We start from the raw sequence: 14008 nt of genomic DNA on the forward strand, positions 1-14008 counted from the left end.
TTGAGACCTGATAACGGGCGGAAGCGGCATCGCTTCCGCCCGATTTGCGTTCAGGCCGTCTGCGATCGCGGCTCCGGCGCGAAGTCGCCCTCCGTCTCCGGCACCGCCGGCTCCTCGCCCTCCCACTTGCCGACCACGGCCGTCGCCAGGGAGTTGCCGATGACGTTGGTTGCCGAGCGCCCCATATCGAGGAACTGGTCGATGCCGATGATCAGCAGCAGCCCCGCTTCTGGAATGTTGAAGGTGGCGAGCGTCGCCGCGATGACGACGAGTGAGGCGCGCGGCACGCCCGCCATGCCTTTGCTGGTCAGCATCAGCAGCAGCAGCATCGTCGCCTGCTGCCCGGCGGAAAGATCGATGTTGTAGGCCTGCGCGATGAAGATCGTCGCGAAGGTGCAGTACATCATCGAGCCGTCGAGGTTGAAGGAATAGCCCATCGGCAGCACGAAGCTGACGATCCGCCGGCTTACGGGGAAGCGAACGAGCTGCTCCATCATCTTCGGATAGGCCGCCTCGCTGCTCGCCGTGCTGAAGGCCAGCAGGAATGGCTCCCGCACCAGGCTGATCAGTTCGAAGACCCGCCGCCCGAAGAAGACGAAGCCGACGGCGGCTAGCACGCACCACAGGATGCCAAGGCCGAGGTAGAACTCGGCGACGAACTTCCCGTAAGTAACGAGGATGCCGAGCCCCTGCGTGGTGATGATCGCCGCCATGGAGGCGAAGACGGCAAGCGGCGCCAGCCCCATGATGTACCCGGTGATCTTGAGGATCACATGCGACAGCTCCTCGGTCCAGGCGACCACCGTCCTCGCCCGCTCGCCGAGCGCCGCGCAGGCCACGCCGAAGAACAGCGAGAAGACGACGATCTGCAGGATCTCGTTCTGCGCCATCGCCTCGAAGACCGAGCGCGGAACCAGATGCGCGACGAAATCCTTGAGCGACAGCGAGGAGGTGGCGACGCCCGAGGAGGCCGCCGCATCCGGCAGCGGCAGGTTCAGGTCGGCCCCCGGCTGCAGCAGGTTCACCAGCACCAGCCCGAGCAGCAGCGAGACCACCGAGGCGCAGACGAACCAGAGCATCGCCTTCGCCCCGATCCGTCCGACCGCCTTGGTGTCGCCCATATGCGCGACACCGACCACGAGCGTCGAGAAGACCAGCGGCGCGATGATCATCTTGATCAACCGCAGGAAGATGTCGGTGACGAGGGAGATGTAGTCGGAGATCGCCTTGGCCGTGCCCGGGTCAGGCCAGAGCTCGTGGCATAAATGCCCGACGGCGATGCCGAGCACCATGGCGATGAGGATGTAGGTCGTCAGCCGGTTCGCGCGCATCCGCCGCGGCTCCTGCCTGGGGTTGGGCCTCATGCCGCAATGCTCCAGGCCCTGAGGGGTTGCAGCCCGGCCATGGCTGCAACCCCGGCGCGCGTCTCGTTACGGACGTCCGCCCGTCACCTCCAGGATCTGCCCGCTGATATAATTCGATTCGGGAATGCAGAGCAGATAGACCGACCCCGCCGCCTCTTCCGGCCTGCCGCCGCGGCCGAGCGGGATCATCGTCTCGGCATTCTTCAGCACCTCCGGCCGCACGCCCACCGCGATCTCCCGCCCGGCGATGTCGATCGTCGCCCCACCATGCGCCGGCGCCTCGGTCAGCCGCGTCATGATGAGGCCGAAGGCGACGGCGTTCACGTTCACCTTGTAGCGCCCCCACTCCTTCGCCATCGCCTTGGTCAGCCCCATGATGCCGGCCTTGGCGGTGGAGTAGTTCGCCTGTCCCGCATTGCCATAGACGCCGGAGGTGGAGCTGACATTCACCACCTTGCGGAACACCTCCCGCCCCTCGGACGCCTCCTGCCGCGCCGCCTCGCGGATGAAGCGGGACGCGGCGCGCATGATGCGGAAGGGCGCCGTCAGATGGACGTTGAGAATCGCCATCCACTGCTCGTCCGACATCTTCTGGATGACGTTGTCCCAGGTATAGCCTGCATTGTTGACGATGATGTCGAGCCCGCCGAAGCTGTCGATGCCCGCCTGCACGAAGCGCTCGGCGAAGCCCTCCGCCGTCACATCGCCATTGCAGGCGATGGCCGTGCCCCCCGCTGCCTCGATCTCGGCGACGGTCTCGCCGCCCGGCCCGTCATCCAGGTCGTTGACGACGACGCGGGCGCCCTCGCCGGCGAGCTTCAGCGCGATCTGCCGGCCGATGCCGCGACCAGAGCCGGTGACCAGCGCGACCTTCCCCTCAAGCTTCCTCGACATGCTCTTCCTCCTCCCTGGAATCGAATTCACGCCATCCGCCATTCCGCCACGCCATCCGCCGCCAACACGGCGCGGCCCGGCGTGCCGATCGGCGTCCGCTCCCGCCGCAGCAGCAGGTCGATGGCGGCACCATCGCTGGCCGGCACCCGCGCCAGCCCGCGCCGCCCATCCTCCAGCCGCAGGATGACGACGCCCTGCTCCGGCGCGCCCTCTCGGTCGTGCAGCACGGTGAAGGTCTCGATCCTCGCCGCCCCCTCCGCCGCCCCGGCGAATTCCGGCACCGTCCCGCGCCGCCCATCCGCCTCCGCCTGCACGCTGTACTCCGGCGCCAACCCGCCCTGCGCCGGCCGCCTCGCCAGCACCACCGCATGATGTTTGGTGACGAACTCGCCCTGCCCATACAGCAGCGCCGGCTCCTCCCCCGCCGCCCGCAGCGCCCGCAACATCGCCGCCGCCGCATGCGTCATGTAGTTGTTGAGCGGCGCCCCGAAGAAGGTGAGTCCGCCCGTCGTCGTCGGCACCGCGCTCCGCGGCAGGCCGAGCCGCCGCGCCGCCATCTTCGGCACGCAGGGAAAGCAGGAATAGAGTTCGCAGATGCCGAAGCCCTCGTCCGCGATGCGTGCGCAGGCATCGAGCACGGCATTCTGCGCATGCGCCTCGTGATAGTGGTCGCGGTTGAGGTAGTCGCGCGGCTCTACCGCCGCCGCCCCGCCCCAGAGGAAGACCATCCGCTCCTCCGCCACGCCCGCCGCCTGGGCGCGCGCCAGGCTGGTCAGCAGCAGCGCCGCGCCCTGGTTCACCATCGGGTTGGCGACCTGGAGCTTGGTATAAGGATAGGCGATCGGCCGGTTCGCCGCGCTCGCCGTGCCGATCTCCGACGCGCTGTACTCCCGCTTCAGCCAGGCCGCCGGATTCCGTGCCGCGACGCCGGAGAAGGCCGACCACAGCGCCGCCGATTCCGCCTGCCCCTCCGCCGGGCTCTGGCCGAGATGCGCCTCCACCGCATTCTCGTAGAAAGGATAGACCGTGACGGGATCGGCCACGCCCAGCCGCACCGCCAGCGGATGCAGGTAGTCCCGCCCCCGCGTCCGCCGCCAATTCGGGTCCGCCTCCGTCCAGGGCAATTCCACCCCGGCCTTCCGCGCCTGCGCCACGGCATGGGTCGCCTCGCCCCCGACAACCGCCGAGACCTCGCTCTCCCCCCGCGCGATGCGCAGCGCCGCCTCGTGCAGGAAGCGCACCGGGCTCTCGCCCCCGACCGGCCCATAGACCATCCGCCGCGGCGCCCCGCCGAGCCGCGCCGCCAGCGCCCCCGGCAGATCGCCATAGGGCCAGGAGACGCTGTTGACGATGTCGAGGCTGTCGAGCGCGCCGAGCAGCCCCGGCGCCCCCGCATCCTCGCCCGCGCGCCGCAGCGCCTCCGCCATCAGCGCCACCGGCTCCAGCGCCAGGTGCGGCTCGGCGGGCCGGTCGACCACCTCCCCGGCGCCGACCAGGACCGGGATGCGCGCCTCCTGCCCTGCCGCCATGGACCTCCTCCCGTCATTGCCTTGCCCCAGGGAAGCGCGCCCCGGCAGCTTTGCCAAGCGCCCGCCCCCGCTGGACGAGGCTTCGGTGCGGGGCCCATAGTCCTCGTCAAAGGGCAGGAGACATCCGAATGGGCAACCGCATCGCCATCATCGGCGCCGGCGCGGTCGGCGGCTATGCCGGGGCGCATATGGCACAGGCCGGCGAGGACGTGACCTTCGTCGACATGTGGCCAGAGAATGTCGAGGCGATGCGACGGAACGGCCTCCGCATCTCCCACCTGAAGGACGTGCCGGAATTCACCGTCCCCGTCCGCGCCATTCACCTGACCGAACTGCAGCATGTGTCGAAGGAGCGCCCCTTCGACATCGCCTTCATCTGCGTGAAATCCTACGACACCGCCTGGGCCACGCTGATGGTGCGGCAATACCTGGCCCCCAACGGCTTCTGCGTCTCCTTGCAGAACTGCATGAACGAGGAGACCATTGCCGGCATCGTCGGCTGGGGCCGCACCCTCGGCGCCATCGCCAGCTCCATCACCGTCGATCTTTGCGAGCCCGGCCATGTCCGCCGCGCCGCTGGCAAGTCGGGCGCCGCGCATACCGTCTTCCGCGTCGGCGAGGTGCATGGCCGCATCACCGAGCGCGCACAGGAGATTGGCCGCCTCACCGCCCTCTCCGACAGCACCCAGGTGACGAGCAACCTCTGGGGCGAGCGCTGGTCGAAGCTCGTCACCAATGCGATGGCGAATGGCCTCTCGGCCTGCACCGGCCTCGTCAGCCGCGACATCCTGCTCGACGACACGCTGCGCCAGTTCACCGCCCGCCTCGGCTCCGAGGCGATCCGCACCGGCCAGGCCCTCGGCTACAGCCTCGAGGAAATCCACCACATCGACCCGGAGGTCATCGCCCGTGCCGGCGAGGGCGACCCGGAGGCCCGCCACGCCTATGACGAGCACCGCCTCGCCGAAGCCCGCAAGCCCGGCGGCGGCGCGCACCGCCCCTCGATGGGCCAGGACATGGTGAAGGGCCGCCGCACCGAGATCGAATTCCTCAACGGCTACATCGTCGACCGCGCGCAGGAGATCAGCCTCGCCACCCCCGCCAACGCCGCGCTGACCGACATCGTCAAGCGCGTCGAGCGCGGCGAGTTGCAACCCGACCCGAAGCACATCCTCGGCCTCCGGCTGAACTGAGGAAGCGCTCCATGCCGACCATCCTCCGCCTGCTCATCCTGCCGCTGCTGCTGCTGGCGGGCACCGCGCAAGCCCAGCCCTTCCCGAGCCGCCCCGTCACCCTCATCGCCGCCGGCGCCGCGGGCGGCCCGACCGACACCATCACCCGCATCCTCGCCGATGCGCTGGGTCGCGTCCTGCCGCAGCCCGTCGTGGTCGAATCGATCGGCGGCTCGCTGGTCGGCCCGCAACGCGCCGCTCAGGCGCGGCCGGACGGCTACACGCTGCTGGTCAACAATATCGGCTTCGCCGCCAGCGCCACGCTCTACCGCAAGCTGCCCTACGACGTGCTGGAGAGCTTCGCCCCGCTCGGCCTCGTCTCCGACGCGGCGATGACCTTCGTCGCGCGCCCCGGCTTCCCCGCCACCGACCTCCGCGGCTACATCGCCGCCCTACGCGAGGGCGGCGACCGGCTGAACCTCGCCCATGCTGGCCTCGGCTCTGCCGCGCATCTCTGTGGCGTGCTGCTCCAGCAGGCGGCCGGCGCCCGGGCGACCACGGTCGCCTTCCGCGGCACTGGCCCCGCCATGGCCGAGCTGATGGCGGGTCGGCTCGACCTGCTCTGCGACCAGGCGACCAACACGGTGCCCTACATCAAGGACAACCGCATCGCCTCCTACGCCGTCACCAGCGCCGCCCGCCTCGGCGAGCTGCCCCAGCTACCGACCACCGCCGAGGCCGGCTTCCCCGCCCTCGTCATGACCACCTGGCACGCCATGTACGCCCCCGCCGGCACGCCTGAAGATGTGCAGGCCACCCTCTCCACCGCCCTGCGCGCGGCGATGAAGGACGAGGCGCTCCGCCGCCGCTTCGCCGAGCTGGCGACCGAGCCGGCGACGGAGGAACGCGCCACCATCGCCTTCCACCGCCGCTTCCTGGCGGAGGAGGTGGCCCGCTGGCGCCCGATCATCCAGGCCGCCGGCGCCTTCGCCGACTGACCTCCGCCTTGGCCTTGCCGCCGCCCGGGTCCGCCGCCCATATGCCGGGGATGGACCTCGACTTCACCGATGCCGAGCTGCATCGCTACTCCCGCCACATCCTGCTCCAGGATGTGGGCGCCATCGGCCAGGCGAAGCTCCGGGCGGCGCGGGTGCTGGTGATCGGCGCCGGCGGCCTCGGCGCCCCCCTCGCTCTCTACCTCGCCGCGGCCGGGGTCGGCACCATCGGCCTCGTCGACCATGACGCGCTGGAGCTTTCCAACCTCCAGCGCCAGGTGATCCACAGCACCGCCCGCCTCGGCCGCAACAAGGCGGAGAGCGCCGCCGAGACGCTGGCCGGCCTCAACCCGGAGGTCAGCGTCGAGGCCCACCCGATCCGCCTCGATGCGGATTCGGCGACGGCGCTGATCCCCCGCTACGACCTCGTCTGCGACGGCACCGATAACTTCGCCACGCGCTTCCTGCTCGGCGATGCCTGCCACCTGCTCGGCCGCCCGCTGGTCTCGGCCGCGGTGCTGCGCTTCGAGGGCCAGCTCTCCACCTTCAAGTCGCATCTCGGCGCCCCGCATCCCTGCCACCGCTGCCTCCACCCGGAGCCGCCGCCGGATGGCCTGGTGCCCTCCTGCTCCGAGGCCGGCGTCCTCGGCGCCGTCACCGGCGTCATGGGCACATTACAGGCGACAGAGGTGCTGAAGGAGATTCTCGGCATCGGCGAATCCATGTCCGGACGCCTGCTGCTCTGGGACGCGCTCGACACCCGCTTCCGCACCATCCGCCTGCGTCGCGACCCCGGCTGCGCCCTCTGCGGCGAGGCCGCGACCATCCGCGACCTTTCCGCCCATGCCGCGCCCGCCCCACTCGCCTGCACGGCCGCCTGAATGCCGAAACCCCTCGGCATCCTGCTGATCTCGGGCGGGCATGAGCGCGCCCATTACGCCCTGATGCTGGCCACCGGCGCCGCCGCCCTCGGCCGCGAGGTGACGCTCTTCGCCACCAATGCCGGCTGCCGCCTGCTGCTGGCCGACCAGCCCCTGCTCGCCGATCCGCGCGAGGCCGAGGTCGCCGCCCGCGGCGTCGCCGGCATCGCCACGCTGCTGGAAGCCGCGGACGACCTCGGCCTCCACCTCCTCGCCTGCGAGGCCGGCCTCCGCACCGAGGGGCTGGACTCGGTACCCCTCCGCCCTTCCGTCACCATCGCCGGCATCGCCAGCTTCCTCGCCGCCATCGGCGACGGGCAAATGGCCACGCTGTAAGCTTGACCTATGGCCCCGCGGCTTGGCATCCCCTCCGGGTGATGCATCCCCGCCCCATTCTCCTGCTCTGCCTGGCCCTCGCCGCGCCGGCCGCCCATGCGCAGAGCAGCCTCGGCCAGCAGGGCAACCTGCCGCCGCCTCGTGCCGCCGCCCCGTCCGCAGCTCCGGCCGCCCAGGCGCCGCAGCAGCAACCGGCACCCGCCCGGCCGGCCCCGGCGAAGCCGCCCCAGGCCCCATCGGCGCCCCGCCCTGCCGCCCCGCCACGTCCGGCTCAGGCGCCCCCCACCCCGGCGGCACCCACCCAGGCCACACCAGCCCGCCCGCCCGCCGCCCAGGCCACCCCGACGGTTCAGCCCCGCCCCGGCACCACCGCCACCCGCCCGGCGACGCCACCCGGCCAGGCCCAACCGCCGCAGCAGCGCCGCCGCAATGCCCCGGCCGCCGCAGCCGCCGGCGCTGCGGCGGGTGCCGCCGCCGTCGCCATCGCACCTCCTGCCCCGGCTGCCCCACCGCCACCGCCCGCCCCCACGGTCGGCTCCGATACCGGCCGCCCGCTGCCCCGCTTCGCCGCCCTCGGCTCCAACCAGGTCAATCTCCGCATCGGCCCAGACCTGCGCTTCCGCATCGACTGGACCTATCAGCGCAAGGACCTGCCGGTGCAGATCATCGAGGAGCACCAGGTCTGGCGCCGCATCCGCGACCCGGAGGGCACCGAAGGCTGGGTCCAGCGCCCCCTGCTCACCTCCCGCCGCAGCTTCATCGTCCAGGGCGAGGAGCGGACCCTGCGCCGCCGCCCCGACAGCCAAGCCGAGGCCGTCGCCCATCTCCGCCCCGGCGTCATCGGCAGCCTCCGCCGCTGCGAGGCCGGCAGCGCCTGGTGCGAGGCCCGCATCGGCGACTACAGCGGCTGGATCAAGCGCAGCGAGATCTGGGGCGTGACGCCGGACGAGGTCATCGGCGACTGAAAATTGCGGGCAGCCGTCCCCGGGCCGCATCCGCTTCGGCTGCGCCCGCGGAAGCGGCCCTGGCCTGTTTGCTCGACCGAGCAAATTACCCTTCCCGGGTGTTTCCACCCGGCCTGGGTTTGCTCTAGCCTCCCCATATGAGCGACGCCCCCACCCCCGCGATCCACGACCTCGGCGGCGCCAGCCGCTACCGCTGCTCCCCGGTCGAGCGCGACGAGGCGCCGCCCGACGAGTTCGGCAAGCGGGTGGATGCCATCCGCCAGATCCTCGCCCAAAAGGGCTTCATGACCGTCGACGAGCTCCGCCGCGGCATCGAGAGCATCCCCGAGGAAGAGTATTTCGCCCTGACCTATTACGAGCGCTGGCTGACCTCGATCAGCAACCTCATGGTCGAGAAGGGCATCATCCCGGCGGAGGAGCTGCGGTGACCGCCACCTTCGCCCCCGGCGCCCGCATCCGCATCAGGGACGACTGGCCCGAGCGCCGCGGCCCCTGCCATATCCGCACGCCGCACTACCTCCGCGGCCGCGAGGGCACCATCCAGGCCGTGCTTGGCGAATTCCCCAACCCCGAGGATCTCGCCTTCGCCCGCCCGGCCCCGCGCCGCACGCTCTACCACGTCCTTTTCGAGCAGCCGCCGATCTGGGCCGAGGGCGAGGCCGGCGACAGCCTCCTCGTCGAGATCTTCGAGCACTGGCTCGAGCCCGCAACCCCAGCGCAGGAGGCCGCATGAGCGCGCCCGCCCGCCCCGAATCCCTCGCCCTCCTGGACAAGTTCGTCGCCGCCCTTGCCACCCGCGGCCTCGTCACCGAGCAGGAGATCGCCGACCGCCAGGCCAGCACCGACCGCGCCAGCCCGGAGATCGGCGCCCGGATGGTCGCCCGCGCCTGGCTCGATGAGGGCTACCGCCGCCTCCTGCTCGCCAACGGCGCCGCGGCAGCGGAGCAGATGGGCGTCTCCATGGCCGGCGCCCCGCCCCTCGGCGTGCTCGAGGACCGCCCCGGCCTGCACCATCTCGTCGTCTGCACCCTCTGCAGCTGTTACCCCCGCGCCGTGCTCGGCTACCCGCCGCACTGGTACAAATCCTTCGAATACCGCGCCCGCGCCGTCCGCGAGCCACGCGCCGTCCTTGCCGAATGGGGCACCACCCTGCCGCCGGCCACGCAGATCCGCGTCGTCGACAGCACCGCCGACTACCGCTGGATGGTACTGCCGATGCGCCCACCCGGCACCGAGGGCTGGAGCGAGGACCAGCTCACCGCCATCGTCACGCGCGATGCACTGGTCGGCGTCGCGCTGCCACGGCTTCCGGTCGCCGCCGCCGCCGAGTAGCCTGCTCCCCGAGGAAACACCGGGGGACCAGGAAACGGGATGACGCCGCAGGACGGACTGCCGCAGCCGCGGCGCAGCCTGGCGGCGATCGCCATCCTTCTTTCCATCCTGGTCACCGTCCTCGACACTTCGATGATCAACGTGGCGCTGCCGGCGATCGCCCGCGATCTCGGCGTCGCCCCGGCCAGCGTCATCTGGCTCAGCAACGGCTACCAGCTCGTCGTCGTGGCGACGCTGATCTCCTTCGCCTCGCTCGCCGAGATCATCGGCTTCCGCCGCGTCTACCTCGCCGGCTTCGTGCTCTATGTCTGCGCCTCGCTGGCCTGCGCCCTCGCCCCCTCCTTCCCGGCGCTGTTGGCGGCGCGGGTGGTGCAGGGCATCGGCGCCTCCGCGGTGATGGCGCTGACCGCCGGCCTCATCCGCTACACCTATCCGGGCAGCCAGCTCGGCCGCGCCATCGGCTTCAACACCCTGACCGTGGCGCTGGCCGGGGCGATCGGCCCGACCCTCGGCTCCACCATCCTCGCCCTCGGTCCCTGGCCCTGGCTCTTCGCCGTAGGCGTGCCGCTCGGCCTCGCCGCCACCATCCTCGGCGGCCTGACCCTGCCCGAGACGCCCCGCGCCCATCGCCGCTTCGATGCCGTGGCGGCCGGCCTCGCGGCGCTGGGCTTCGGCCTGCTTTTCCTCGGCATCGACCTCGCCTTCGCCCTGCCCTGGGCCGGCGCAGTCCTGATGGCAGGCGGCATAGCTGCCGGCACCGCCCTGATCCGGCGCGATTTCACACGCCCTGCGCCGCTCCTGCCGCTCGATCTTTTGCGCCTGCCGCCCATCGCCATCTCCGCCCTCGCCTCGGTCTGCGCCTTCGCCGCCTGGTCGCTGGGCTTCGTCTCCCTGCCCTTCCACTTCATCGCCAACGGGCACGACCAGGCGACAACCGGCTTCATGATGACGCCCTGGCCCGTCGCCCTGGCCGTCGCCGCCCCGCTCGCCGGCCGCCTCTCCGACCGCCTGCCAACCGCCCTTCTCTGCATGCTGGGCGGCGGCACGCTCGCCGTCGCGCTCGGCCTGGTGATCGCCCTCCCCGGCGCCGCGCCGGTGGTGATGCTTGGCCTCGCGGTCGGGCTCGGGGGCTTCGGCTTCGGCTTCTTCCAGACGCCGAACAACCGTACCATGCTCTCCGCCGCCCCCAAGGCCCGCAGCGGCGGCGCGGGCGGCATGCAGGCGACAGCGCGGCTGCTCGGCCAGACCATCGGCACCACCCTCACCGCCCTGATCTTCCAGATGGGCGGCGGGCCGAAGCTGGCGATGGCGGCCGGCGCCGGCTTCGCCCTCGCCGCCGCCGGCATCAGCATGCTGCGACGGAAAATCTGAGGCCGATTCATTCCGTTACGAAACCTGGGCTTGCGATCTCGCGTTGCGCCGCAACCGAACTACGGAGGTTGAGCTTGCCATGACCGCCTTCACCCGGCGTTCCCTCTCCGGCCTGTTGCTGGCCGGCGCCGCCACCGGCACCCTTGCTGCCCCGCGCCCGGCCGCGGCCGAGACGCAGCGCGAGATCGACGCCGATGTCGCCGCCGCCCTGGTCCGCCTGCGCGCCCTGCCGCAGAGCCAGGACCTGCTGCGGAAGGCCCATGCCACGCTGATCTTCCCGCGCATCATCAGCGGCGGCTTCATCGTCGGCGGCCAGTACGGCCAGGGCGCGCTGGTGCGCGGCGAGCGGACTGAGGGCTACTACTCCATCGCCGGCCTCTCGCTCGGCTTCCTCGCCGGCGCGCAATCCGCCGGCCTCGCCATGTTTTTCATGACGGAGCAGGCCGCCGCCACGTTGCGCCGCCGCGACGGCTGGGAGATCGGCACCGGCCCGACCGTGGTCGCTCTCGACCGCGGCCTGCAGGCCAATGCCTCCTCCACCACGCTGACCGAGCCGGTCTACGCCATCACCTTCAACCAGGAAGGGCTGATGGCCGCGCTGGCGCTGAACGGCACCAAGATCACCCGCATCACCCCCCAAGCCGGGTGATGCGGGTGGGGCGAAGGCTAGACCTTCGCCCCCTCGATGAGGCTGCCGAACCGCTCCCAGGTGCTGCCGGTCCACTTCTGCAGCTGCATCTGCCGGATCGGATGGAAGTTATCCGGCGCGGTGTTCACGAAAATCCCGGGGATCAGCGTCGGAATCTCAAGCGCCTTCAAGTTCGCCGCTTGGCGCATGATGTTCTCGCGGGCGAAGTTCCCCTCGCACTGCTTCAGCACCTGCATCAGTGTCGTGGCAATGCCGAAGGCGAAGGGGAAGCTGCCGTCCTTCATGTCCCCGTCGGGGATGTATTTCTGCATGAAGGCCCGCCACTGGTTCATCCCCGCATCATTGGCCCAGCCCGGATCGGTCGGGTCCTTCAGATAGGCCGAGGTGATGATGCCGACGCCGCGCTCCGGCCCCGCCGGCTCCATCACTGTGCCGACCGAGATGGAAACATTGGTGAGGTAGTGCAGCGGCTTCCAGCCGAGATCGGCCACGCGGCGAATGGTCTGCGCAGCGAATTTCGGCGTCGCCGCCGTTAGCAGCACATCCGCCCCGCTCGCCTGGAGCGAGACCACCTGGCTGTCGATCGTCGGGTCCGTCGCCTCGTAGGAGACTGGCTTGACGATGCTGTCGTAGCGCGCGCCGAGGACGTCCTTGACGCCGGTGACGTAGTCCTTGCCGAAATCGTCGTTCTGGTAGAGCAGCGCCAGCTTGGCGTTCGGCTTCTGCTCCAGCATGTGCTTCATGTAGATCTGCGCCTCGGTCCGGTAGCTCGGCTGCCAGCCCATCGTCCAAGGCGTGTCCTGGAAGTTCCCCCACTTGTCCGCGCCGGTGGAGAGGAAAAGGTGCGGCACCTTGCGCTGGTTGACGTAGCGCAGGATGGCGCTGTTGCTGGCCGTGCCGAGCGTGTTGAACAGGAAGGCCACCTTGTCCTGCTCGACCAGGCGCCGCACCTGCTCCACCGTCTTCGGCGGGCTGTAGCCGTCGTCATAGGTGATGAAATTGATCTTCCGCCCGGCGATGCCGCCCTGCTCGTTGATCATCCTGAAGAAATGCTGGTGCGAGCGGCCGATGCTGCCATAGGCGCTCGCTGGCCCGCTATAGGGCATGGTGTTGCCGATGCGGATCTCGCTGGCGGTGACGCCGGGCGTCTCCTGCGCGCGGGCGATGGCGGGGGCAGCAAGCGCTGCGGCACCCGCCGCAAGCAGATGGCGTCGCGTCGGCATCATGGCGTCTGTTCTCCCTGTTTCTTTCTTCTACACGCTCGCACCCTCGATCAGGCCGCCGAAGCGGACCCAGGATGCGCCGTCCCAGCGCTGCAACTGCATCTTCTGGATCGGTCGGTAGTCCTGCGGCCCGGTCTGCAGGGTGATGCCCGGCAGCAGCACCGGCAGCGCCACCTCCCGCAGCCCCGCCGCCTGGCGCAGGATGTTCTCGCGCGAGAAATTCCCCTCGCATTGCGTCAGCACCTGTCGCAGCGTGCAGCCGAGCCCGTAGCCATAGACCACGTTGGAGTCGTTGAGGTCCGCTTCCGGCATCCATTGCCGGACGAAGGCGCGGACCTCGTTCATCCCCGCATCCTCGCGCCAGGCCGCATCCCCCTGCTCCTTCAGGTAGCCCGAGGTGATGATGCCGACGCCCTTCTCCGCCCCCGCCGGTTGCATGACGGCGCCGACCGAGAGCGAGACATTGGTGAGGTAGCGCAGCGGCTGCCAGCCGATGTCGTGCACCTTGCGAATCGCCTGCGCTGCTGCCTTCGGCCCGAGCGCGATCATCAGCACATCCGCGCCGCTGCCCTGCAGCGAGAGGATCTGGCTGTCCGGCGTCGGGTCGGTGATCTCGAAGGAGGCGGTCTTTGTGCTCCTGTCGAAGCGCTCCGCCCCGATCACGTCGCGCAGGCCGGCGATGTAGTCCTTCCCGAAATCGTCGTTCTGGTAGACGATCGCCAGCCTGAAGTCGCGCCGCTCGGCGAGCAGATGCTTGGCATAGATCTGCGCCTCTGTCCGGTAGCTCGGCTGCCAGCCCATGGTCCAGGGGAAGTCCTGCCAGTTCCCCCATTTGTCGGCGCCCGTCGCGACGAAGAGCTGCGGCACCTTGCGCTGGTTGCAGTAGCGCTGAATGGCATTGTTCGTCGGTGTGCCAAGCGTGTTGAACAGGAAAGCGACCTTGTCCTGGTCGATCAGACGCCGCGCCTGCTCCACCGTCTTCGGCGGGCTGAAGCCGTCATCGTAGCTGAGGAAATTGATCTTGCGCCCGGCGAAGCTGGTGGTCTCGTTCAGCATCCGAACGAAGGCCTGCTCCGTCTTGCCGATCACCCCATAGGCACTGTTCGGCCCGCTATAGGGCATGATGTTGCCGATGCGGATTTCGCCGGCGGTGACGCCGACCGTCTCCTCCGCGCGGACAAGGGAGGGGGTTGCGAGCGCCCCCGCTGCTGCCGCCAGGATCTGCCTTCTGCCGAGCATCCCGCCTCCCTTTCCATGC

The 14008-nt window shown here is 70.3% G+C and carries 15 protein-coding genes; 10 read left to right on the forward strand and 5 right to left on the reverse strand.

All coding sequences use genetic code 11. The features are described from left to right. Positions 1-50 precede the first annotated feature (50 nt). From EP26_RS14515 to EP26_RS14525, 3 genes are all read right to left on the reverse strand, one after another. Positions 51-1364, reverse strand: a complete 1314-nt coding sequence (locus tag EP26_RS14515; RefSeq protein ID WP_245624403.1) for a dicarboxylate/amino acid:cation symporter — start codon at positions 1362-1364, stop codon at positions 51-53. A gap of 66 nt (positions 1365-1430) precedes the next feature. Next, positions 1431-2258: an SDR family NAD(P)-dependent oxidoreductase gene (locus EP26_RS14520; protein WP_043339463.1), complete on the reverse strand. Its 828-nt coding sequence runs from the start codon at positions 2256-2258 to the stop codon at positions 1431-1433. A 26-nt stretch (positions 2259-2284) separates the two neighbouring features. After that, positions 2285-3787, reverse strand: a complete 1503-nt coding sequence (locus EP26_RS14525) for an acetyl-CoA acetyltransferase (RefSeq protein ID WP_043339464.1) — start codon at positions 3785-3787, stop codon at positions 2285-2287. A 128-nt stretch (positions 3788-3915) separates the two neighbouring features. On the opposite strand from EP26_RS14525, the gene EP26_RS14530 reads away from it, so the two are divergent. The 10 genes from EP26_RS14530 (at position 3916) to EP26_RS14575 (ending at position 11527) form a co-directional block, all read left to right on the forward strand. Continuing rightward, entirely contained in the window at positions 3916-4980 is a 1065-nt protein-coding gene (locus EP26_RS14530; protein ID WP_043339465.1) for a ketopantoate reductase family protein, read from the forward strand. An 11-nt stretch (positions 4981-4991) separates the two neighbouring features. After that, positions 4992-5957 carry a tripartite tricarboxylate transporter substrate-binding protein gene (locus EP26_RS14535; RefSeq protein ID WP_043339466.1) on the forward strand — a complete coding sequence of 322 codons (966 nt, stop codon included), beginning with the start codon at positions 4992-4994 and terminating at the stop codon, positions 5955-5957. 50 nt (positions 5958-6007) lie between these two features. Next, on the forward strand, positions 6008-6835 hold the full coding sequence (locus tag EP26_RS14540; protein WP_043339468.1) for a molybdopterin-synthase adenylyltransferase MoeB: 828 nt from the start codon (positions 6008-6010) through the stop codon (positions 6833-6835). Then, complete coding sequence (locus EP26_RS14545) at positions 6836-7210, forward strand: DsrE family protein (RefSeq protein ID WP_043339469.1); 375 nt, start codon at positions 6836-6838, stop codon at positions 7208-7210. It begins immediately after the preceding gene. A gap of 41 nt (positions 7211-7251) precedes the next feature. After that, positions 7252-8175, forward strand: coding sequence for an SH3 domain-containing protein (locus EP26_RS33185; protein WP_084112562.1), 924 nt, complete (start codon positions 7252-7254; stop codon positions 8173-8175). A gap of 137 nt (positions 8176-8312) precedes the next feature. After that, complete coding sequence (locus EP26_RS38470) at positions 8313-8603, forward strand: SH3-like domain-containing protein (RefSeq protein WP_043339471.1); 291 nt, start codon at positions 8313-8315, stop codon at positions 8601-8603. Next, entirely contained in the window at positions 8600-8908 is a 309-nt protein-coding gene (locus tag EP26_RS38475) for an SH3-like domain-containing protein (protein WP_043339473.1), read from the forward strand. The genes EP26_RS38470 and EP26_RS38475 overlap by 4 nt, the downstream gene beginning before the upstream one ends. After that, positions 8905-9507: a nitrile hydratase subunit alpha gene (locus EP26_RS14565; protein WP_043339475.1), complete on the forward strand. Its 603-nt coding sequence runs from the start codon at positions 8905-8907 to the stop codon at positions 9505-9507. The genes EP26_RS38475 and EP26_RS14565 overlap by 4 nt, the downstream gene beginning before the upstream one ends. A gap of 39 nt (positions 9508-9546) precedes the next feature. Further along, on the forward strand, positions 9547-10878 hold the full coding sequence (locus EP26_RS14570) for an MFS transporter (RefSeq protein WP_043339476.1): 1332 nt from the start codon (positions 9547-9549) through the stop codon (positions 10876-10878). A 79-nt stretch (positions 10879-10957) separates the two neighbouring features. Then, entirely contained in the window at positions 10958-11527 is a 570-nt protein-coding gene (locus EP26_RS14575; RefSeq protein WP_043339477.1) for a lipid-binding SYLF domain-containing protein, read from the forward strand. 17 nt (positions 11528-11544) lie between these two features. Here EP26_RS14575 and EP26_RS14580 read toward each other — a convergent pair whose 3' ends face one another. Together EP26_RS14580 and EP26_RS14585 are read right to left on the reverse strand one after the other, a co-directional pair. Further along, positions 11545-12753 carry an ABC transporter substrate-binding protein gene (locus EP26_RS14580; protein ID WP_157033545.1) on the reverse strand — a complete coding sequence of 403 codons (1209 nt, stop codon included), beginning with the start codon at positions 12751-12753 and terminating at the stop codon, positions 11545-11547. Positions 12754-12780: 27 nt separating this feature from the next. Beyond that, positions 12781-13989: an ABC transporter substrate-binding protein gene (locus EP26_RS14585; protein WP_043339478.1), complete on the reverse strand. Its 1209-nt coding sequence runs from the start codon at positions 13987-13989 to the stop codon at positions 12781-12783. Positions 13990-14008: the final 19 nt, after the last annotated feature.

It is taken from the genome of Belnapia moabensis DSM 16746, assembly GCF_000745835.1.
Taxonomy (GTDB): domain Bacteria; phylum Pseudomonadota; class Alphaproteobacteria; order Acetobacterales; family Acetobacteraceae; genus Belnapia; species Belnapia moabensis.